The organism is Mucilaginibacter gossypii (assembly GCF_017569325.2).
Classification (GTDB): Bacteria; Bacteroidota; Bacteroidia; order Sphingobacteriales; family Sphingobacteriaceae; genus Mucilaginibacter; species Mucilaginibacter gossypii.
Map to the genome: position 1 here is coordinate 4,377,195 of NZ_CP071878.2, position 23,164 is coordinate 4,400,358.

At 43.6% G+C, this 23,164-nt stretch carries 16 protein-coding genes; 9 read left to right on the forward strand and 7 right to left on the reverse strand.

The annotated features are described in order from the left end of the window. Nucleotides 1-28 precede the first annotated feature (28 nt). The 5 genes from J3L18_RS18245 (at nucleotide 29) to J3L18_RS18265 (ending at nucleotide 6,829) form a co-directional block, all read left to right on the forward strand. Nucleotides 29-1,168 carry a sialidase family protein gene (locus J3L18_RS18245; RefSeq protein ID WP_129568611.1) on the forward strand — a complete coding sequence of 380 codons (1,140 nt, stop codon included), beginning with the start codon at nucleotides 29-31 and terminating at the stop codon, nucleotides 1,166-1,168. A gap of 222 nt (nucleotides 1,169-1,390) precedes the next feature. Continuing rightward, complete coding sequence (locus tag J3L18_RS18250; RefSeq protein WP_189549506.1) at nucleotides 1,391-2,281, forward strand: IS1595 family transposase; 891 nt, start codon at nucleotides 1,391-1,393, stop codon at nucleotides 2,279-2,281. Nucleotides 2,282-2,436: 155 nt separating this feature from the next. Next, on the forward strand, nucleotides 2,437-3,507 hold the full coding sequence (locus J3L18_RS18255; protein WP_208102418.1) for a cellulase family glycosylhydrolase: 1,071 nt from the start codon (nucleotides 2,437-2,439) through the stop codon (nucleotides 3,505-3,507). 213 nt (nucleotides 3,508-3,720) lie between these two features. Then, complete coding sequence (locus tag J3L18_RS18260; protein WP_189549099.1) at nucleotides 3,721-4,731, forward strand: glycoside hydrolase family 43 protein; 1,011 nt, start codon at nucleotides 3,721-3,723, stop codon at nucleotides 4,729-4,731. Nucleotides 4,732-4,738: 7 nt separating this feature from the next. Next, the gene (locus tag J3L18_RS18265; protein WP_129568452.1) at nucleotides 4,739-6,829 is read left to right on the forward strand and encodes a CehA/McbA family metallohydrolase domain-containing protein; all 2,091 of its coding nucleotides are present in this window, start codon (nucleotides 4,739-4,741) and stop codon (nucleotides 6,827-6,829) included. Between the two features lie 462 nt (nucleotides 6,830-7,291). On the opposite strand, the gene J3L18_RS18270 is transcribed toward J3L18_RS18265, so the two are convergent. Then, on the reverse strand, nucleotides 7,292-8,098 hold the full coding sequence (locus tag J3L18_RS18270; protein ID WP_129568451.1) for a phytanoyl-CoA dioxygenase family protein: 807 nt from the start codon (nucleotides 8,096-8,098) through the stop codon (nucleotides 7,292-7,294). Between the two features lie 265 nt (nucleotides 8,099-8,363). Continuing rightward, the gene (locus J3L18_RS18275) at nucleotides 8,364-9,140 is read right to left on the reverse strand and encodes an SDR family NAD(P)-dependent oxidoreductase (RefSeq protein WP_129568450.1); all 777 of its coding nucleotides are present in this window, start codon (nucleotides 9,138-9,140) and stop codon (nucleotides 8,364-8,366) included. A 229-nt stretch (nucleotides 9,141-9,369) separates the two neighbouring features. Here J3L18_RS18275 and J3L18_RS18280 point away from each other — a divergent pair, with 229 nt between their 5' ends. After that, the gene (locus J3L18_RS18280) at nucleotides 9,370-10,533 is read left to right on the forward strand and encodes a hypothetical protein (RefSeq protein WP_129568449.1); all 1,164 of its coding nucleotides are present in this window, start codon (nucleotides 9,370-9,372) and stop codon (nucleotides 10,531-10,533) included. A 3-nt stretch (nucleotides 10,534-10,536) separates the two neighbouring features. On the opposite strand, the gene J3L18_RS18285 is transcribed toward J3L18_RS18280, so the two are convergent. Next, nucleotides 10,537-11,565 carry a S66 peptidase family protein gene (locus J3L18_RS18285; protein ID WP_129568448.1) on the reverse strand — a complete coding sequence of 343 codons (1,029 nt, stop codon included), beginning with the start codon at nucleotides 11,563-11,565 and terminating at the stop codon, nucleotides 10,537-10,539. Nucleotides 11,566-11,720: 155 nt separating this feature from the next. Between J3L18_RS18285 and J3L18_RS18290 the strand changes: the two genes are divergently transcribed. Together J3L18_RS18290 and J3L18_RS18295 are read left to right on the forward strand one after the other, a co-directional pair. After that, complete coding sequence (locus tag J3L18_RS18290; protein ID WP_129568447.1) at nucleotides 11,721-12,377, forward strand: hypothetical protein; 657 nt, start codon at nucleotides 11,721-11,723, stop codon at nucleotides 12,375-12,377. A gap of 96 nt (nucleotides 12,378-12,473) precedes the next feature. Next, nucleotides 12,474-13,745 carry a formylglycine-generating enzyme family protein gene (locus J3L18_RS18295; RefSeq protein WP_129568446.1) on the forward strand — a complete coding sequence of 424 codons (1,272 nt, stop codon included), beginning with the start codon at nucleotides 12,474-12,476 and terminating at the stop codon, nucleotides 13,743-13,745. A 718-nt stretch (nucleotides 13,746-14,463) separates the two neighbouring features. Here the strand turns inward: J3L18_RS18295 and J3L18_RS18300 are convergent. Next, on the reverse strand, nucleotides 14,464-15,195 hold the full coding sequence (locus J3L18_RS18300; protein WP_091172222.1) for a GntR family transcriptional regulator: 732 nt from the start codon (nucleotides 15,193-15,195) through the stop codon (nucleotides 14,464-14,466). A gap of 389 nt (nucleotides 15,196-15,584) precedes the next feature. Next, nucleotides 15,585-16,904 (reverse strand): vanadium-dependent haloperoxidase, encoded by a 1,320-nt coding sequence (locus tag J3L18_RS18305; protein ID WP_208102417.1) that lies wholly within the window; start codon nucleotides 16,902-16,904, stop codon nucleotides 15,585-15,587. Nucleotides 16,905-17,146: 242 nt separating this feature from the next. On the opposite strand from J3L18_RS18305, the gene J3L18_RS18310 reads away from it, so the two are divergent. Further along, nucleotides 17,147-20,704, forward strand: coding sequence for a VCBS repeat-containing protein (locus tag J3L18_RS18310; RefSeq protein ID WP_129568445.1), 3,558 nt, complete (start codon nucleotides 17,147-17,149; stop codon nucleotides 20,702-20,704). A gap of 97 nt (nucleotides 20,705-20,801) precedes the next feature. On the opposite strand, the gene crtD is transcribed toward J3L18_RS18310, so the two are convergent. Beyond that, entirely contained in the window at nucleotides 20,802-22,277 is a 1,476-nt protein-coding gene (crtD, locus tag J3L18_RS18315) for a 1-hydroxycarotenoid 3,4-desaturase CrtD (protein WP_129568444.1), read from the reverse strand. Between the two features lie 178 nt (nucleotides 22,278-22,455). Beyond that, nucleotides 22,456-23,007 carry a type 1 glutamine amidotransferase domain-containing protein gene (locus J3L18_RS18320; protein WP_129568443.1) on the reverse strand — a complete coding sequence of 184 codons (552 nt, stop codon included), beginning with the start codon at nucleotides 23,005-23,007 and terminating at the stop codon, nucleotides 22,456-22,458. Between the last annotated feature and the right edge of the window lie 157 nt (nucleotides 23,008-23,164).

Sequence of the window (23,164 nt, forward strand, 5' to 3'; positions counted from 1 at the left end):
GACAAAAATATAGAAAATATAATTGGTTATGCGGCAGATATTCATTTGGTTAATGGGTGTGTTTGCCCCGGTGATGGTTCTGGGGCAACACTATGCCGTTAACAATAAAACCATTGCCTGGGATCAAACCACCTTAAAACAGGTGGGGAGCAAAAACGGCAATTACGCCCGCATGATCCAGTTGAGTAATGGCAACCTGTTTTGTGTTTATGAAAGTGCCGGAGGTATTGAATGCATTACAAGTACTGATTTAGGTAAAAGCTGGAAGCCTCCTGTAATAATTACCCGGCCAGTGCCGGGCGTAAACATGGCAGTGCCCGAGATACTGGAGTTGAAAGACCATTCATTACTGGCATCATACAACCCTCGCCCACATAAAGTAAACGGTGCTTGGGATACAACCAAACACTTTGCCATCTGCACAAAAAAGAGCTACGATAAAGGCAAAACCTGGACGGATGAACGCCTGATTTATCAGGCTCGTTATAATTTTGATGATGGCTGCTGGGAGCCATCGCAGATTCAATTGCCATCGGGCGAGATCCAGTTGTTCTTTTCAAACGAGGGTGTCTACACCAAATCAAACGAGCAAAATATTTCCATATTCCGGTCGAAGGATAACGGCTTAAACTGGACAAAACAGCCTCAAATTGTATCTTTCAGGCCGGGCCATAGGGATGGTATGCCGGTACCCGTCATCCTGAAAGGAAAAAATGAAATTGCTTTTTCGATAGAGGATAATGCCGGTGCAACTTTTAAACCGTCTATCATCCGCAACAGCATCGGCCAAAATTGGAAAAAAACGGTTGGCCCCGATGATACCGAACGCACATACGCGCTCACACCCAAATTGCAGGATACAGTTTACGCCGGAGCGCCTTTTTTAAGGCAACTGCTAAGCGGCGAAACAGTACTATCCTATCAAAGTACGCAAAACCGCAACCATAACTGGGAGCAGGCTTGTATGCAGGTAGCTTTAGGGAATAGCGACGCTGAAAATTTTATGAGTGTACCAGCACCGTTCAATATTCCGGTTGATAAACACGGGCTTTGGAACTCGTTGTGTGTGCTTAATGATGATACCATCATTGCACTTACATCAACCAATGCCTTTGGGAATGGAACGGAGATATGGATGGTGAAGGGAAAAGTGATAAAGAATAAATAAGCAAATCTTAGCCGCCGGTCGGCTCCAGCCGAGTGGCAGTTATTAAGCGGCCTCTGGCCGCCGAATTTGGAGCAGCAGGCCAGAGGCCTTGGGATAATTGCCACTCGGCTGGAGCCGAGCGGCGGCGTGTGTAATAAAAAGTAAAAGGCAAGGGAATGTGCGATTCCCCTCCTGAGAGTAATAGCCCATGAAAAGGCAGGAATAATTTGTATATTTATGATAATGAATATCATAGAGACGATTAAGCGTTTTCCAGATCAGTCCAGTTGCATAGACTATCTTGAAGGATTAAGATGGCAAGGATTGCCAGAATGCCCGTATTGCAACAGCAAACGGAGCAGCAAGCGCCAGGAAAGCCAACGGCATATTTGCAATAGCTGTAACCGCAGCTATAGCGTTTTGGTCGGCACTGTTTTCGAGGGCACCAAACTTCCTTTGCCGCAATGGTTTTTGGCTATTTCATTAATGCTGAATGCGAAAAAGGGGTTATCTGCACGTCAGTTAAGCAGGGATCTGGGATGCAATCGTAAGACAGGCTGGTATTTGCAGATGCGGATACGGGAAGCCATGCGGGACGGCGGGGATGGCGGTTTGTTTAAGGGTATTGTTGAGGTAGATGAGACTTATTTAGGTGGTAAAAAAGCCAATCACTCAAAGAAAAAGCGGCAGGAAAGGCGCGATAATAATTTGCAGGTCACCGGCATGCAGGATAAACAGCCCGTGATTGGGTTATTGGAGCGGGATGGCCGTCTAAAGCTTCAGGTCATAGATAAGGCACATGGGAAAACGCTCAAACCCATTGTTGAACAATCAGTGAGCACAGATGCTACTATTGTAACGGACGGCTTTGGTGGATATGCCGGTTTAAATAAAATATTCCGTGAACATCAGGTATTAAACAAGGAAAAAGAAGAGTATGCCCGGGGAGAGTATCACACCAATACGATTGAGGGCTTTTGGACATTGTTAAAACGGGGGATATATGGTCAATACCATAAAGTATCGCTCAGACATTTGCAATCATACCTGAATGAGTTCACATTTAAATATAACAATAGAGGCAATAACCAGGTGTTTAACTTTTTAATTAACAAAATGGCTACTGCCTCTTGATGGGCTATTACTCTCCTGAGAGGGGCGGAGGGGTGTGTTTAACAAAGCGACGAATAAACGCTGAAGAAACACACCTCTACCATCACACTATCCTATGCGCCCCCTCTCAAGAGGGGAGTTAAAAAGGAAAGAATTAAACTATTAAACATTTATAAATGCAAACAAAATTAAAGGTATTGGCGCTTGCTTTAGCAATGCCATTGGGGATGAGGGTAATGGCGCAGGAAAAAGCGCCGGCGCAGGTATGGTCGCAGGAGAAGGCAAAAACATGGTATGCGCAGCAGCAATGGCTGGTTGGTGCCGATTTTATTCCAAGTACGGCCATCAATCAGTTGGAAATGTGGCAGGCCGATACTTTCGATCCAAAAACGATAGATAGAGAATTAGGCTATGCGCAAGGGATTGGTATGAATGTAATGCGCGTTTTCCTGCACCATTTAGCCTGGAAACAGGATCCGGAAGGTTTCAAAAAACGCATGGACGAATACCTGACTATTTCAAGTAAACACGGCGTAAAAACCATGTTTGTATTTTTTGATGACTGCTGGAATAAAGTACCTAAAATAGGTAAACAACCAGAGCCAAAACCGGGTATTCACAATTCGGGATGGATGCAGGATCCGGGACAGCCTGCATCTGATAACGCAGCCAACTCTCCTGTGCTTGAAAAATATGTAAAGGATGTATTGAAGCGCTTCGCTAATGATAAACGCATTTTGCTTTGGGACCTGTACAACGAACCGGGCAACTCGGATAAAGGGAACAAAACCTTACCGTTACTTAAAAGTGTGTTTAAATGGGCAAGACAGGTAAATCCGAGTCAACCAATTAGTGCCGGTGTTTGGCGTTGGGACCTGGAGGATTTGAACAAGTTTCAGATAGCTAATTCGGATGTTGTAACCTATCATGATTATACGCCTGAAGGTGATCATCTGAAAACAGTACAATTTTTGAAAATGAACGGTCGCCCTTTAATTTGTACCGAATATATGGCCCGTCCGCGCAATAGTCTGTTTGGCACAGTATTACCAATGCTAAAAAAAGAAAATGTGGGTGCTATAAACTGGGGTTTTGTAAGCGGTAAAACCAATACTATTTACGCCTGGGATACCCCAATGCCTGATGGCAAAGAACCTAAACTCTGGTTCCATGATATTTTCCGTAAGGATGGTACTGCCTACATCCCGGAGGAAACAAACCTAATCAAGAAATTGACCGAAAGATAGTTTCAGATGTGCGAATTTCACATGTGCGGATATGCAGATGATTTCCGAATGCTGAAACCACCGTTTTAAATATAGACGCATCCATTCCTGTTCGTCTCCCGCGTTAACCTATCACACAAATCTGCTTATCACCTGAAATGCAGGTTTATTACAGACTTACGAAGTTTTAAAAACTTCGTAAGTCTTGGTCCGAGTTATAAACCAATGACACCTATGAAGAAGTTTTTTAATTATCTGATGCTGGGCATGCTCGGCACTATGACCGCCTGCCGCAGCCATGCTCAGCAAGTTGAGCCAGCTAAGCAGTCAGCACCCTATAGCGGCCTTATCCACGTTGTGCTTGACAGGGATTTCCCCGATCCTACAGTGATCAGTCACAATGGCAAGTATTATGCCTACGCAACCCAATCGCCGGGTGGTGATGGAAAGATGATCAATATCCAGGTGGCCTGGTCAACCGATCATGAACACTGGACATATGCGGGTGACGCTTTGCCTCAAAAACCTTCATGGGCTTCTAATACCCAAAACTTTTGGGCACCGGATGTTTTCTTCGATGCCAAACTCAACAAATTCGTCATGTTCTTTTCCGCCGATCCCAATGAGTTGACCGGCAAATGGATGGGGATAGCCTATGCTGATAACCCGCTTGGCCCGTTCACTGACCGGGGTACACCATTTATGAAAGGCCCGAGTTTTCACTGTATTGATCCAAAAGCTTTTGTTGACCTTAAAACCGGGAAACATTTTCTTTACTGGGGATCGGACTTCCAGCCTTTGAGGGTACAGGAAATGAAAGATGACTGGTCGGACTTTAAAGAAGGTTCACAGCCAACAGTTGTGGTTGAGCCGGGCAAGGATAAAAGTTACAGCAATTTGGTTGAAGGATCATGGCTTGATTATGATAACGGGACCTATTACCTGTATTATTCGGGCGATAATTGTTGTGGTGCCGGTGCCAATTACGCGGTTATGATAGCGAAGGCCGATAATCCGCTTGGCCCGTTTTTAAGGTTGGGTGAAAGTGATAAAACCCTCAATAGCGCTATATTGGTTAAAGATGCTGTTTACACGGCTCCTGGTCATAATTCTATTTTTACCGACGAAAAGGGAAACAAATTTATAGCTTATCATGCAATTGAAATAGCCCATAAGGAAAAGGGAAGGGTAATGTGTACCAGCCCTATCAAATATCAAAACGGCTGGCCGGTAGTAACTAAATAAATACAACATGGTTCATCAATTAAAACATCTTGCACTTTGCGGATTACTGTCGCTGGCTTTTTTTAAAGTTCAGGCGCAGGTATCAGGTAATAAAAACTTTAAACCGGCAGCCGGCGTAAGTGTAATGGCAAATACCGCAAACGTAACGGTAACCTGGCCGGCAGGGATTAACAGCAAGGCTAAACTTGTTTTAAATTTAAAAAATGGCCAACCGCTATTTACCAGCGTACAGTTAAGTAAAAGAGGTATTTACAAGCCGATAATTGAAAATATCGATCCGCAGTTTATCCTTACAGAAGGTAAGCGTGACCTCATCTCTCAAAACGGCTGGAACATCTTTTTTGATAAAGTACCGCTGAAACCTCACCATTCATACAAAATAGATTTTCATAAAAAGGGCATCAGCGTAAGCAACAAAGGCACCCGAACAGTAATTACCATACCCGGATTAGAAGCCCCCAATTTTAAGGGCGATCTGGAAATTACACTTTACAACGGGCAACCCTTATTTAACGTTGCAGCAGTTGTATCAACCCAAATTGATTCGACAGCTATTTTGTATGATGCCGGCTTGGTAGCGAAAACCAACCCGGTTAAAGCTGTCAATTACAGTGACGTGTATGAACACCTGCAAACAGAAGATGTCAGTAAGCCTGATACTGCTAAAAATCTTGCTGTAAAATACCGTACTATCATCGGGAGCAACGATAAGGGCAGCATAGCCGTGTTTCCCGCGCCGCACCAGTATTTTTATCCTTTGGATGAAGCCTTTAATCTCAAATTTGTATGGTATGGCAGTAATTATCGCAACCTGCTTCCGGGTTTTGGCCTTGGTATCCGGCAGGAGTTACAGGGTGATAAACGTTTTGTGCCCTGGTTTAATGCCCCTCCGGGAACCAAACAACGGCTCAACTTTTTTTGTCTGTTAGGAACTGATGGCCCAGATGCTTTGCTGACGAATGTTAAGCAATTTACCCATGATGACAGTTACAAACCTTTGCCGGGTTATAAAACCATGGCCAGCCATTTTCATAACGAGTTTATCATGAGCGTTGTACTGGCGGGTAAGCCTGTGCCTGATAGCCCATCGTTTGTAAAAGTATTAAAGCGTCAAGGCATCAACATAGTTCATTTGGCTGAGTTTCATTACACAGCGCACCCTAAAGGACCGGATGAGCAGCGCCTTAAAGAATTAAAAGCGCTGTTTGATCAGTGTAACCGCTTGTCTGATTCTAATTTTTTGCTGCTGCCCGGCGAGGAGCCTAATGAGTTTTTCGGCGGGCATTGGCTGGCATTTTTCCCTAAGCCGGTTTACTGGATCATGTCGCGCAAGGCGGGTACGCCTTTTGAAAGTACCGATGCCGAACATAGCAAAGTTTACCACATTGGTGACAAAGCCGATATGCTGAACCTGCTTAAAGCCGAAAATGGTTTGGCGTGGACAGCGCATGCCCGTACAAAGGGATCAACCGGTTTCCCGGATGCTTATAAGAAGGAAGATTTTTACCTGTCCGACAGATTTTTGGGCGCAGCCTGGAAAGCCTTACCGGCCGATCTGTCCGAACCGCGTTTGGGTAAACGGGTATTTGACCTGATGGATGATATGAATAATTGGGGGCTGAAAAAGAAAATACTTTCCGAAGCAGACTTGTTCAGCATCGAACCTGAAAACGAAATGTACGCACATCTCAATGTAAACTACCTGAAACTTGCCAAACAGCCGCAATATAAAAATGGCTGGCAGCCGGTGCTTGATGTTTTGGAGCAAGGCAAATTTTTCTCTACCACCGGCGAAGTTTTAATCGAAGATTTTACAGTGAATGGCCATTCATCAGGCGAAACCATTACTCTTCCGGCTGATGGCAAATGCACTGTGAGTTTTAAAACCAGCTGGACATTCCCGCTCAACTTTGCTGAAATCATTTCAGGTGATGGTAAAAAGGTTTACCGTGAGCGGATCGATTTAACCTCAACCCAGGCCTTCCGCACAAAAACTTTTAACAAAGTGTTGAACATGAAAGGCCGCAAATGGGCACGATTGGAAGTTTGGGATGCCGCCGTTGATGGTGCTTACACGCAAACGGTTTGGTTGAAGTAAAGAATCAGATAAAAAATGTCATTATAAGCACAGCGTGGCAATCTCGTAGCCATGCGTATCCGATCTGTATAGCTACGAGATTGCCACGTCGCCCCAGATGCTCTTTACCCATGCGGCGCCTCGCAATGACATCGCTTTTATAGTCTACGCCGTTGTTGGTGTTGTCACCAACAACTCTGCGCCATGCAATTATTGCGTTGCATGGGCAAATAATAATTTCGTGATTATAAGGGTAACCGGGCATGAAAAGTTGTTGGTGACAACACCAACAACGGCATAACGGCATAGCTACAAGATTGCCGCGTCGCGCCCGATGCTCTCACCCATGCGGCTCCTCGCAATGACATAATTTTATTTTACAGGGACTTTAACCAACGCCCGTTCTGTAAAGAAACTTTTAAGGGCGGCAATTTTCCCGGTGCGGATTAGATAGCTGATGAATAAGGCAATTAACATAAATTTTTACTTAACAATACTTGCAAAACGTTGATAAAAGGCGGTAGGGCTGTCGGCATGCTTTGGCTCATATTTGCCTGCAATAATGGGGATATATATTACCCTGCGGCGGCTTGCTTCACCAATTACGGTTGACTGGGCTACGCGGTGCCACAAGCGGCCATCATGTATGGTCAGGTCGCCCGCAGTGGGGATAATAGCTACCTCATTTTCGTCGGTATCATGGTCAAGGAAATACTTTTTACGGAAAAGCATCTGGTAAAGGTTTTGCTTATGTGTACCGGGCAGGATGCGTAAACCGCCATTCTCCGGTTTTAAAGTGCTCAGGTGAATCCCAACATTCAGCATCGGGTTTAACTTTTGGCCGTGAAAAATATCGCGCAGGCCATCGGTATGCCATCCCATTTTGGTAAAACTGCTTTCGGGGCCGTTAACGTAGTGGTTAAAAACCATGCCGTCTTTTTCATCAGTTCCCAGCCGGGATCCTTCACCTATCAGGTTAAGTAATACCTCGAAACGCGGATCTTTGGTGAATTCATTTAACAGGTTATGGTGCTGATTAATAAAAGCAAAACGCTGCACAATAGGCGACCCGTCAAGGTCTTTACCATATTTAATGGGTACACCATTAACCTTTTCGGTGTTATTATTTATCCAGGTGTTTTCAACCTGTTTTGATGCATTGATGATGTCGGTAACAGTTTCGGGCTTGATGAAATTCTTGAAATGGATAAAGCCGTGCTGATTAAAAAAAGCCTTTTGTTCGGGCGTAATTGTTGAGCCTAAGGTGAATTTTTGATATGACGCTGCCATGTGGTGGAAAGATATTATTGTAACCTAAAAATGGATTTGTAAACGCTGTTACCGCTTAAGCGGCAGGGTAAGAAAGGAGCCGGTCCTTTTAAGGGAAATTAACAACAACAGCTGCACATGACCCTTGTTATGAAGGGCATTCGCATTGAGGATGCAAATAATATGTTGCGCGTATTGTTCAATGTATATTAAATCTATCTTTTTAGTAGATTAATACAAATGTAAACAAATTGTTAATCACTCCAAATATTTATGAAAATATTTTTTAATGCTTGTAAAGCCCTGCTGTTACATGTTCAATCAGATTTTTAGGGCCATGTGTTGCCGCTACGGCCGAAAGCTTGTTTAAAAATCCGGGTACTATTTCGGCCTTCTTTTTCAGCATTCCCTTGATGCCGATAGCGGCTACCTCATCAGCTGTCATATTGAATTTTGCAGCAAGCTCAGCAAGGGCATCCATACCGGCACTGTGGGCAAAGCCTGTGTCTGTAGGGCCGGGGCAAAGGCAGCTTACTGATACCGGCGTTTCCTTAAGCTCATATCTTAAAGCCCGGCTAAATGATAAAACAAACGCTTTGGTGGCTGCATATACAGCCAGCGTTGGTACAGCCTGGTAAGCCGCGGTGCTGGATATATTGAGGATAAAAGCCCGCTGCTGCAATTTTAAAAGCGGGATAAAATGATAGGAGAGCTCGGTAAGGGCATTCATATTGACCTGCATCATCCGGGTTTGTGCGCTCAGATCCAGCTCATCGAAATTTCCCCACGCACCATGCCCCGCGTTATTTATTAATATCGATACAGGTACATCTAAGTTTTTAGCCCAGTCAAAGACCCGGAGGGCCGCACCTGCACCGGAAAGATCAATCGCGAGATAATGAGTCTGAACATAAAAGTCGGCTTTTATTTGGGCAGATAAAGCAATGAGGTCATTTTCTGACCGGGAAACCAGCAGTAGGTTATATCCTTTTTGAGCCAGCGATATAGCCATTGACCGCCCAATGCCTTTACCTGCTCCCGTAACTAAAGCGTACTGATCCATTATTTTTATGAGTTATATCTGCGATGCAAGTTTAAATAAAATAGTCTACTAAACTTGTAGACTATTTAAAATATTGTTACGTTTGTATTGATATGAAAACTATACTGCCCCGTTTTCGTTTTTTAAGCTATAACCAGCAAGGTTATTGTTGTTGCCGGTAAATCGTAACCGCTCCCCTACCCGTTATTATATCTGTAACACAACAATTATCACAAGCTTAAAATTGATCATGACCGCTTATCGTACAAAATATTTATTCAGCGCCTTTGTAGTCATTGGTTCTATGTTATCTGTACTTCCTGCATCGGCCCAGTTCTCGGCTTCGGTAAGATATAAGCTCAACCTGCGGCCCGATACATCTGCCCATAGTATAATTGATGACAGTTATTCGTCCAAACTGCTTGCGGGGGTATCAAACAAATCTGTTATTGATAAAGCCAATGCGGTTTTTGAAACTGATCTGGAAAGTGAGCTGGATACCCATGCCGGTCGCAAAAAGGTTTTGAGCTATTTAAAAGAGCTATCGGCCAACAATACCGGCGAAAGTAATTATAACCAGGCCAAAGTTAAATCATATTATAAGCTTGCCAATGTATTTGCCAGGCTGCATTTGTATCCTTTGGCCATGAAGTGCTTTTTTAAGGCGATGGTATCCAAAAAAGCGGGGAGTGATCTTGTACCCGCTGCGCCGGATTCTGTTATTGCTGATACAACCAGCCGGCAGTTACATTTAAACAGCGGATTGTTGGCTATCAGTGCAAATGACGATTCGGTATTTGTAAACACGCCGGTTCAATTAAAAGATAAAAAAGAAAAAAAGAGCAAGTCTATCACTTATAACCGCATCCTGAACACATTTAATGATGGTAAAAAAGCGGCTGCTTACGCATTGTTATTTCATGTAAAACAACCAAAACCGGGTAAACCGACTGTATTTGTACGGACCAACACCGGTCATACTTTTATCACCCTCATCAAGTACAACGCCGATTCAAGCTCGGTTTCTGTTTCCTTCGGATTTTATCCTAAAAAGGACAATATATTTTCAGCCACTCCATGGGAGCCGGAAACCTCGGGCACTTTTAAAAACGACGAGGCGCACAAGTGGGATGAAGTAATGGGCAAGTTTATAACCGAGCGCCGGTTTAAAAGGATCCTGAAACTAACCCGCTTATATGACGGATTGGAGTATCATCTGTCAAAAAATAACTGTACCGATTTTGCATTGCAGGCAGCTTCCTATGCCGGATTTGGGGTTACCAACTCAAAAGGCTCATGGCCGCTGGGCCAGGGAAACAATCCCGGAACAACCGGGCAAAGCATTATAGCAGGTGGTATTTATGATAATGATAAAGCCGATCTGTTTATTGATTTTGATGAAAATCTGAAATAAAGGTTAAACAGATTTAAGCACACTTCCTTCCGTTCCAACCTCAAGTATGTGCCTTAACCCGCATGTAAGGGCGAAATTGTTTCTTTGATGACCCACCGGAAAATCAAAGCAAACTGGATAGTCATAGTCTTTTACTTTTTCGGTAACGATATCATAAATGCTGTGGCCAAATTCTTCGCCTTCAATATCGGGCGTTAGTTGAAAGCCTCCTATAATTAGCCCGGCCAGGTGCGAAAGTTTACCGCATTGCTTTAGGTTCCAGAACATGCGGTCGATATTGTAAAGGCGTTCATGGGTATCTTCAACAAATAAGATTTTTCCATTCGTATCAAGGTCAGACGGCGTACCCGAAAGCGTCGCGATCAGGCTCAGGTTACCGCCAACCAATAGGGCTTCGGTTTTTCCGGAGCGGTTTTGGGGGCAAGCAGGTGACGAATAATTAAGGCTTTCGCCGGTAAGCGCCTGCCTTATGGATTGAATAGTGGCTATCTGCATAGCATCGGCCTTTGCCCAGTCATCAGGAAAACTGTTGCACATTTTTGAATGCAGTGTTGCAATACCAAAATTCCGGTTGATATGGCAATGCAGGGCAGTAATGTCGCTGAAGCCGATAATCCATTTAGGATTTTTCTTAAACTGTTTGAAATTGAGTCGGTCAATGATCCTCACCAATCCGTAACCCCCTCTTGCACACATAATGGCTTTAATCTCGGGGTTATCCAGCATCTGCTGCAGGTCTGCCACGCGTTCTTCATCTGTTCCTCCGTATATAAAATCCTTTTTGCCGGTGTTATCGCCAATCTGCACCTTAAAGCCCCAGTTTTGTATAAGTTGTACAGCCGGCATAAGGTCGGCCAGGCTCATATATCCCGATGGACTAATAATGCCTATGGTATCTCCGGGTTGCAAATAAGGAGGGATTTTGTGACGGGCTTTAGTATAGGGATTTGTTGGAGTAACCGACCATGCCCCTGAGGTTGATAAAGCGGCGCCGGCCGTGACTAAGGAGGATATGAAGCGTTTTCGGTTCATTTTAATAAGTCCGAATAAAATGATAGTAGATGGCGTATAAAAGTATAAAAATGGACAGTTAATTATGCCAACCTTGCTATTATAATTAAGAGGTTTTTTATATTTAACGAGTCGGGATATAAGTTGCCTGGACTTAAATATATCACGTTTGATCAATGACTGCCAATATAAAAACCTACACCGCAATCACATTGCTGAATGAAGTTTTTGAGTTTATTGAAATGACGCCCAATTCAAATGATTGGAATTTAAGATCGTTACAGGCTAACCCGTCCCGTTTTTTAAGATTCAGGAAAATCGAATCTTTGTTGCATGCGTTTGGTATTGCAAACATCTATCCTGGCCTGCTTAATAGAATAAAATCTAGGTTTTTTTATGATCGCAAAACACCTATCGAAGCTCTTTTGCACGGCGATTTTATCAAACAAAGGGAAATAGATGAGTATGCGGTTGTTATTGATTATATCGATAATTTCATAAAAGCGAATGGTATCCAAATTGAATCGGCGAGGAGTATCCATGTGCATGACCTTGCTTTTATCTATCCTAAGTTAATCAGTTTTAAGAAAAAACTTCATAGTATCCTTACGCATAATTCGGGATGGCTGGAGGCAGGGTCTAAAACATCAGTTTTTTCTATTGGCGTTACAGAAGCAATATCGAAAAATCTTATAGGGAAATATCAAGATCTAGACTGCACTATCGAATTGTTTATTAATCCGCGAGGGCTATCCTTTACCGAAATTGAACTCATTGAAAAATATAATTTTCCAGTTAGGGATTTGAGTAAGGAAAATTCGGATTTTGTTTGAAAGACGGGAATCGATGACGTAAATTTTCGATTTGGAAAGCGTGTTCTACCAAAGTATCCACATGCTTTATTTTAAAGATCATTAAGTTTGTTTTTGATGAAAACTAAGCTCAGCCTATTTCGCCCAGTTACTCTACTGAAAATATCAGCCATTTCATTATTGCCCTTTGTTTTTGAAGGCTGCAACACCGCAGAGCACAAGAACGCAACCGATAGTACAAGCTCAAGGCCCGCGGCAAATGCCTCTGCCACCGGATTTAAAGTTAAAGCGGCCATTTCCTGTACCAAAAACGGGATGATCAGGGAAGACAGCATTTTATACATGCAGCAAGGCGGGGAGGCATTTAAACCCACAATAGTTAACTTGAACGGTACATCTGCCAATAAAGCTGATCAGGATATGGCATGGATTCCTGGTGGTACCTTTAGCATGGATGGGGTTAATCCAAGGGGTATGACCGATGGCGGTATGGAAGCCATGGACGATGCCAGGCCTGTTCACCAGGTATTTGTTGATGGTTTTTACATGGATAAAACCGAGGTAACCAATAACCAGTTTGCCAAATTTGTAAAAGCTACCGGCTATATAACCGTGGCTGAACAAAAACCCACCGAGGCAGAATTTCCCGGGGTTCCGGCCGAAAAACTGGTTGCCGGATCGGTTGTTTTTACGCCTCCGCATCAAAAAGTGCAATTAGATGATATTTCGCACTGGTGGTCGTACCAAAACGGGGCCGACTGGAAACACCCGCTTGGACCGGGTTCTGACTTGATAGGTAAAGAAGATTACCCGGTAGTACAGGTAGCCTGGGAAGATGCTGCTGCCTATGCCAAATGGGCCGGAAAACGCCTGCCCACAGAGGCCGAATGGGAGTTTGCAGCAAGAGGAGGTAAAGCCGGTGAACTATATCCCTGGGGCAACCAGTTAAAACAGAACGGACGCTGGATGGCCAACACATTCCAGGGATCTTTTCCTGATCATGATAATGCCGAAGATGGTGAAACCGGCCTGGGGCCGGTAAAAAAATACCCGGCGAATGCTTACGGTTTGTATGATATGGCCGGCAACGCATGGGAATGGTGTGCTGACTGGTACCGAAATGATTATTATAATAGTTTTAATCCTAATATGGTTGCGCGCAATCCTAAAGGGCCTTCTGATTCTTCAGATCCGCAGGAGCCGGGGCAAAAAAAGAAGGTTCAAAGAGGCGGCTCATTTTTATGTACCGACCAGTACTGCACCCGCTATATGGTAGGCTCGAGAGGTAAAGGCGAATATCGCTCGGCAACAAACCACGTTGGCTTTAGATGTGTAAAGGATGTTAAGCATGGTAATAATACGACACAGGACACCCAAAAAGCACTTTAATATTTTTCGTGATATTTATATATAAGAATTTATCGGGAACAATGGGTAACAAGTTCAAAAGCTTTCTGCTTTAAGTATTCCGCCTTCCGCTTCAAAAAGGGCATAAAAAAAAGAAGCACTCCTGATGGGCAGGAATGCGTTCTAACCAATTATAAACCTAAATTATGAGAAGAGATGTAAACCCGGAGTCGAACCGGTGGCGCTGCCTGTCAGCCATTCACATGATGTTACAAATATACGTGTAATCTTTACATTTATTGTCATCTTAATATGAAAATTTTATTTTCATTGGTATATTTTTATAGATAACGATTGGTTTATAGATAATTGGCAATGAATTGCAATAATTTAAAAACTGCCGGTTTTTTTGCAAAATATAGTATAGCTCTAACGTCTCTTCCGCTTAGTCAGTAAGACAATGCTGCTAAATTTAAGTGACAGGTGGCTGTACCCCTCCTGGCTATTGAGTTCGTCTAATAAAAACAATTGTCATTTCGAAACAAGGAACGAGTGAGAAATCTTATACGAGCTATAAACTTTGCATGGCAGCTTAGCACAATGTAGAAGATTTCTCCTCACTCTTGCGCGCTGCCCCACCCGTGTTCGCTCGAAACGACATCTTCTTCGATTCTCAATTAATATTTAAAAGATATACATACATCAACTGATTCTAAAGAGGGTTTCCTGGTTCTATGTCACTGCCAATAAGTATTCAGGATCAGGTCCTGCGGCTTTCAACAGTGTATACGAAGCTTTCGGCCTTGTAATAGCCAAGGTTATACTCCATGGGGCGCTCGCCCTGATCGTAAACAAATCTTTTTCTGAATAATACGGGGCTGCCGGTTTCAATTTCAAGCTTGCCGGCTATGAACTTATTAGCTTCCAGCGCACTGATTTCTTCTTTTGACAGGTTTGCTATCGTAGAATATTCTTCCTCCAGCATTTCATAAAGCGGGCGTTTAAAATCCTCTTCGCCTGTAAGGCCTATGCGCGGGTGAAAATAAGATATGAAATAAACAAAAGGGTTGTCGCTGCTGCCCCGTAGCCGCTCCATTTTCACAATTTTTTTCTCTGTACTGATATCGAAAAAGCTGGCGGTGCTTTCATCAGGAAATACCCAGCTTACATGCAGCTCATAATTTTTTACGGTAATACCTCTCGCTTTCATTTCCTGCGAAAAACTGAGCCAGTTCATTGATTTTGAACTGATCCTGGAGTTGGCAACTTTAGTACCAAAACCCTTTTTGCGGATCAACAGTTCTTCGTAAACCAGTTTGTTAATAGCCTGGCGCAGTGTTGTGCGGGATATAGCCAACTTTTTTGCCAGCTCTACCTCGTTAGGTAATAATTTACCCGCCTGGTAAACCGGATCTTTGATCAGTTCGCGAAGCAATTGCTCGGCCTGTATATGGAGAGGAATAGGGCTTTTATGGTCGATGGCTAATTTCATAATGGCTTTTACTAACCTTAATGAGGAAATAAGTATGGCTAAAGATAGTAAAAAGGTTAATTATGTATTTACATGGTTTAAGCGTGTGTTTTAATTCGCCAAACAGGATAGTTATACATTGTATGGAACGTTAATAATTCAATGACTTTATTCTATTTCTACCAACCTAACTACGCAGCAGTTATTGGTATCGACTATTTACTTTCAGATCTTCATAACTTAAATGTTCATACAAATGGTTGCTTTATTGTTTTAATATTATAAATTGTCCCATAATTACCCCTCGACTAAAGGTTCAACTGATGGAAAATAACCTTTTAATTACTTATAAATTCGCCTTGATTATGCCTTTATGAATTTGCTAAAAAAGTTACTTCCCATACTTCCGGCTACCTCTTAGTATGTAGTTTAGTTAATGCAAATTGCCCTATCCTATCGCCCTCATCTACACCGTTAGTTATGGATGGCATATAATGGATACCACCATAAAACCTGCTGATAGCAGCCTCTTCGGCCGCGGCTTTAAAGGATTTAAAATTGCGCGCGGGGATAGCAAACTCCATTTCTGTAGAGTCAATGAACGAAAATTCATCGCCAAATAATTTGCTTAACACGGCTGCTGACGCGGTAGATACAACACTATGCCCGCTGGTATACTCGGGGAAAGGCGGCGTTTGCAGCAATGGCATCCAGCTTTGATCAATATACTGGTTAATGTAAGTTTCGGGCCTGATCACCTTGCTCCGGTATTTTTCGTCCCAGCAGTTTATAAAACTATCTGCAATAACTACAGCTATACAGGCATAAGCTTCAGCGCTTTTCACGTAACCGGCCTTAGCCTTACGACAAGCCAGCGCCGTGATATTGATCCAATGCCCTCCCGGCGAGATTTTTTTTGTGGCAAACATAGTGTGCCCGTTGATATTCACCTTAAAGGGGTTATCATCCCAAAAAGTAGCAATGGTAGCCTCATCATCGGTGAGGTGCTTGCCTGTATCATATACTTCCATAGCCAGCTTGTAAAAATTACTACCGGGAATGTTGCTGAAGGTAAACGGATGAGCTGGTTTAAATTGCTGTGCCGAATCAAGCAAAAATGGGCGGATCTCGTTCCAGTGCGGTTCAATACCTTTCATGTAGGCCGGTGGGGTGGGCTTCCAGCTTGCGTCATCTGTTTGCACATCATATTTTGATAATGAGCGGGTATGTTTATAGTTATCCTTACCCGCCCATTTTATGATCCTGTCGGCAATAAGTTTACCGTACGCTATCGAGTTATCATAAACACTATCGGGCATGCCGGTATTTTTAAACTCCTGCATCAGTTTGTCATGAAAACCCTCTATCCTGCCCTCACTCATCACCAGGATCTTGCCAACGGTTAAAATAGCATGCGATGCCGATAACGTGAAGCAATATTTTTTACCGGCTATAGGCTTAGGTACCGAGTCGAGCCCTTTCAGTTGCCCTTCAAGCGATTGGTAATGATCATCGCCATTTCGCGCAGCTTCATATGCAGCCACACTGATATAGGCATAAATACGACTGGCAACCGGCGGCGAATAAATATCATGCCTTACCACATCAGTAACATCTTTGATAGACCGGTGAATAAAATCCGGGTTTTCGGCTGGTTTTTCCCAGCTTTTTTTGCCGCATGATGAGCAAGTTATAATAACAATAAGGGCAAAATATAGTCTCTTCATCATGATGAAACAGCAAAGGCTTGATCAGTTTAATTGGTCTGCCCCTCAAATCAGGGGTTCAGATCAAAGCTAACAGTTAATCAATATTTAAGTATGGCCCGATAGTAATTAACTAACTTTTGATACAATTTGCAGAAACAGGAATTGTAAAATCCGTTTTCTTTACACTGGCTTATTGCATTATAACCAATAAGTTAAAGCTTAACCAAAGCATAAACCATCAATCAATTATTAACCATATCTGCATGATAAAAAGTTTACCCCAGGCGTTTAAACTATCTACCTTATTGTTACTTTTTTTTGGTGCCGGATGTTCAAAAAAGTCATCGGGCCCAACGCTCTTTAAACTGCTCGAGGCTTCACAAACCGGTATCGATTTTAAAAATACCATTACCGAAAGTGACAGTATCAACATCCTTAACCACCCCTACCTGTACAATGGCGCCGGTGTTGGTATCGGCGATTTTAACCGTGATGGCCTGCCCGATGTTTACTTTGCCGGCAACATGGTCGCCAATAAATTATACATTAACAAAGGCTTACTTACTTTTAAAGATGTTACCGATGCAGCTGGTGTAGCCGGTAATGGCGACTGGTACGCAGGTGTATCAGTAGTTGATATCAATAACGATGGCTGGCCGGACATATACGTCTGCTCATCGTTTAAAAGCGATCCCAACCATCGCAAAAACCTGCTTTTCATCAACCAGGCAACTAATAAAGATGGCGTGCCAACCTTCAAAGAATCGGCAGCAGCCTATGGACTGCAGGATACCGGCTACAGCACACAAGCCGTATTTTTTGATTACGATCATGACGGAGACCTTGACATGTACCTGCTCACCAACTTTTTAGGCAAAGAAACGCCGGTGGCCTATCGCCCTAAATTAACCGATGGCAGCGCACAGAATAATGACCGCCTTTACCGTAACAATGGTAATGGTACCTTCACCAATGTAACCAAAGAAGCAGGGATATTGATAGAAGGTTTTGGCAACTCCGTTTCCATATGCGATGTGAATAACGATGGCTGGCCGGATGTTTATGTTGGTAACGACTTTATATCGAACGATGTATTATGGGTGAACAATAAAAACGGCACCTTCAGCAACCGCGCGGGCGAATATTTTAAACACACGGGCTGGTCGGTAATGGGATCGGATATGGTTGATATCAACAATGATGGCAAGGCCGACCTGGTATCATTAGAGATGCTGCCCGAAGAAAACGTGCGTAAAAAAACCATGCTTGTAGGCGATAATTATATCACCTATATCAACAATAACAAATTTAAATACGAGCACCAGTACATCCGCAATGTGCTGCAGCTTAATCAGGGGCAAACACCCGCCGGCCATCCGCAATACAGCGAAATAGCTTACCAGGCCGGTGTTTATCAAACCGACTGGAGCTGGACACCTCTTGTGGCCGATTTTGATAACGACGGTTATCGTGACATGATGATCACCAACGGCTATCCCCGCGACGTTACGGACCTTGATCACGCCCTGTACAGTAACGATCAGGGCCGTACAGTTAAAGAGAATACTACTTTAGCTGCTGCCGATTCATTTCCGGTTGTAAAAACACCGAGTTATGCTTTCAGGAATGCGGGCGGGTATTTGTTTAAAGATCAATCGAAAGACTGGGGAATTGTGAAACCTACCTTTTCAACCGGCGGTGTTTACGCCGATCTGGATAATGACGGCGATCTTGACCTCGTGATCAATAATATTGATGACGATGCTTTTATTTATGAAAACACCGCTAACAGCAAAACGCAGGTAGCCAAAGATCACAACTGCCTAACTGTTGCACTACAGGGCGACAGCAAAAATATTGGAGGTATTGGTTCTACCGTCCGTATCTATTACAAAGGCAAGCAGCAGTTTTATGACCAGCAACCTTGTCGCGGTTATATGAGTACAGATGATGCCCGCGGGCATTTTGGCATAGGGGCCACTACATCTGTCGACTCATTGCGGATACGCTGGCCCGATGGTAAAACCCAGTTGCTCACCAATGTTAAGGCAAACCAAACGCTTACAATGCAATACAAAAATGCGTCGGGCTATCTTCCGACATACGCATCCGGCAAAATCATCCCGGTGTTTCAGGAGGTTAATAACCAAACAGGCATAAAATATGTGCACCAGGAAAAAGACGCTATCGATTATAATATACAGCCTACCCTGCCGCACAAGCTAAGTCAGTATGGGCCCGCTATTGCTGTTGGCGATGTGGATGGAAATGGTTACGATGACCTTTTTATAGGAGGTTCAGCAGGTAACAAAGGGGTATTTTTTATGCAGGATGCAACCGGTCATTTCGCTATGGATAACAACCGTTTTGTGCACGAAGATTTTAAAGAAGAGGAAGACATGGGTGCATTATTGTTTGATGCCAATAGCGATGGGTTCCCCGATCTGTATATCGCAAGTGGTAGTTACGAATTCCAGAAAGGGCATACCACGGCTCAGGACAGGCTTTACATCAACGATAAAAAAGGCCATTTCACCCGCGACCTTGCCGCGGTGCCCGTGGAATATGATAACGGTTCATGTGTACGTGCTGCTGATTTTGATGGCGATGGCGATTTGGACCTTTTTGTAGGTTCAAGATCGGTTTCAGGCGCTTATCCTTCATCACCCGTTAGCCATTTACTCAGGAACGATGGCGGTAAATTTACCGATGTTACCAGCCAGTTTTGCCCCGACCTGATACATGGCGGCATGATCACCGACGCGCTTTGGTCGGATTTTGACAAGGATGGCAAGGCGGACCTGGTGGTGGTTGGCGAATGGATGCCGGTTACCTTTTACAAAAACACCGGCCATGGCCTTAGCAAGATCAAATCGGGAATTGATGATCATGTGGGCTGGTGGAACAGCATAGTTGCAGGTGACTTTAACAACGATGGCAACGTTGATTACGTAGCCGGCAACCTGGGCCAAAACTCAAACTACAAAGCATCATTTGAACAGCCCATGACCATTATGGGTAAAGACCTGGATGGTAACGGCTCCTTCGATGCCATGATATTTTGCTTTTTGAAGGATGAGGACGGCTCACAGAAACCCTTCCCCATGCATACCCGCGATGACCTCATCAGCCAGGTGATCTCCATCCGCAAAAAATATCCAAGCTATCGCGGCTTTGGCCATGCGACAATGAATGATCTTTGGAGCGAAAAAGACAAAGCAGGTGCTGTGGTACTTAAAGCTACAGATATGAACACCAGCCTTATCACCGGCAAAGGCACTGGTACTTTTAGTATCAGTGCATTACCGCAAGATGCACAAATGGCCCCGGTGTACGGCATAATAGCTGAAGATGTTGACCACGATGGCAACCTCGACCTGGTAATGACTGGTAACGACTTTGGTATGGAACCTTTTACCGGGAGGCACGATGCTTTTATGGGTTTATATATGAAAGGCAATGGAAAAGGCAGCTTTGCTCCGCTATCAGTAGCTAATAGCGGTATTTATATCGCGGGCGACGGTAAAGGGCTGGCAAGTGTACAATCGGCTAAAGGAGGCAGGGTTTTAGTAGCTACCCAAAATCAGGATAGCATTAAAGTATTCCGGAAAACGGGCGCTAATTCTGCCAGGCGATATATTAAATTAAAGCCCGATGATTTTTATGCTGATATTACGCTCAAGAACGGAGGCAAAAAGCATATTGAATTTTATTATGGATCAACCTATCTATCGCAATCGTCAAGGATATTGGAATTGGATGCTAATACAGCAGAGGTAACCATAACAAATTATAACGGTAGGAAAAGGAAGGGGAGCTGATAGTTATAAATCCATTCATATCCGTTATGCCATGCTAAACCGGCGCCCGATAGCCAAAGGGAGGGATATTGGTAAGTTAAACTCCAATCTTCCTCCCTTAACCAACCAACTCACTCACAATTTTTGCCGACAGCAAACACAACGGGATCCCTCCTCCCGGGTGTACGCTTCCCCCGCAAAAATATAAACCTTTTAGTTTAGACGATTTATTGGCATGCCGTAAAAATGCTGCAAACTGGCTGTTGGAGCTGGTACCATAAAGGGAGCCCTGGTATGAGGACGTGCGGCTTTCGATACTCCGCGGATCAAGGATGCTTTCATTAGCAATAAGTTTGCGGATGTCTTTATTTAGCAAACGGCTTAACTTATTTAATACATTTTCCCTCGCCCCGGCTATCAGTGCATCCCAATCCTGCCCGGTATTAGCAGGTACGTTGATCATCACAAACCAGTTTTCGCAACTCTCGGGAGCATCGTCTGGTTTATATTTGGAGCTGATGTTAAGGTAAACGGTAGGGTCATGATAAATCTCCTTTTCCTTCCAAATGTGATTAAACTCCGCCTCATAATCAGCACTGAAAAAAATGTTATGCAGGTCAAGTTCCCTGAACTGATCCCTGATCCCCCAATAAAATATCAGGGCCGAACTGCTTCGCTCCTGGTTTAATATTTTTTGAGGATGAAGTTTGGGATAATTGCTTAGCAACTTGTGATAGGTGAACCAGATATCCATATTGGATACCACAAGATCCCCTTCAATTACTCCATCATTCGTCTTGATCCCTTTTACTTTGTGTCCTTGCAATACAATTTCTGCTACCGGGTTATTGTAGTAAAACTTTACACTTAATGATTCGGCCAGCGCCACTAAGCAAGAAGTTATGTCATACATCCCACCCTCCGGAAAATAAGCGCCGAAATGCTGCTCCAGGTGCGGGATTACGTTCAGCGTGGCCGGTGCGCTATAAGGATTTGAACCATTATAGGTTGCATACCTGTCGAAAAATTGCACTATCCTTTTATCCTTGAAAAAGACCTCATTGGCCTTGTGCATAGTGCGAAAGGCATCTATCTTACCAAACCGGAATATTGATTTGACGGTATCCCAGCGCAGATAGGTTTTAAACCGATGCAGGGAGCGCTCTAAAAAAACGTGGTTGGTAACGTTATAGACCGTACTGCTGTTATCAAGGTAATGCTTTACAGCTGCAGCAGGTTCTCCTGTCTTTTCCTGTATCTCATCACTAAACTTGCCTGCATTAGCGTAAGCGGTTAAACGCGTACCATCTTCATAAAAATATCTGCAAACAACATCGAGCTTTTGATACCTGAAATAATCAGACGGATTTCTTCCCGCCAGCTTAAAAAGCTCGTTAACATATTGCGGCATGGTAAACAGGCTCGGCCCGGCGTCAAAGCGGTAACTATCCTGCTCAAACTGGCTTAACTTACCACCGGGGTAACTATTAGCTTCATAAACTTCAACCTGATATCCTTTTACCGCCAGGCGGATAGCTGTCGCAATGCCCGCTATACCGGCACCAATAATTAAAGCTTTTTTGGGGAGAGGCATGGGGTAAAGATAACCGGGATTCGGGGGATTTTTAGGATTAACAGGATTTTTTCTGACCTGATTAGAAAAATCCAACTAATGTCAAATGTTATAAACTGCAATCACATTGATCGGATCTCTTTAAACCAGAGAAAAATCCTGTACTCCCAAAAATCCTATAAAAATCCCGGCTCAAAAACTACACATGATGAATGCCTTCGCCAATCTCTTCAATAGCTTTGCGGTTAAATGCTTCAAGGTCGTCAGGGCGGCGACTTGTTACCAGGCCATTATCAACCACCACCTCTTCATCAACCCAATCAGCACCGGCGTTTTTAAGATCGGTTTGTAAAGATGGATATGACGTTAACCTTCTGCCGTTGATCATGCCTGTTTCTATCAGCAATTGCGGGCCGTGGCATATTGCCGCTACCGGCTTGCCCTCATCCAAAAACGCAGATGCAAAGGCAACGGCATCTTTATTTTGTCTCAACTTATCGGGATTAAGCACACCGCCAGGTAAAACCAGCGCATCGTAATCATCAGGGCTTACTTCATTAAGCTGTTTATCAACATTGATTTCGATACCCCAGTTAGTTTTATCCCAGGCTTTGATTTTTCCGCTTTTGGGTGATATCACATGTACTGTTGCACCTGCCTGCTCAAGGGCTTGTTTTGGGCTCGTTAATTCAACCTGCTCAAATCCTTCTTCGGTAAGGATTGCCACCTTACGACCATTTAAACTTGCCATAATTTATAATTTATTAATTAATGATTATAAAAATTAAATACAATATAAATACAGACCAGAACAGGGATAGTTTCGGAATTTTTAAAAGAGGTTATAACAGCTTGATTAGTACCTATCTTGATTAGGCTCCATAAATTTGTTCCCGGAAACGCGAAAA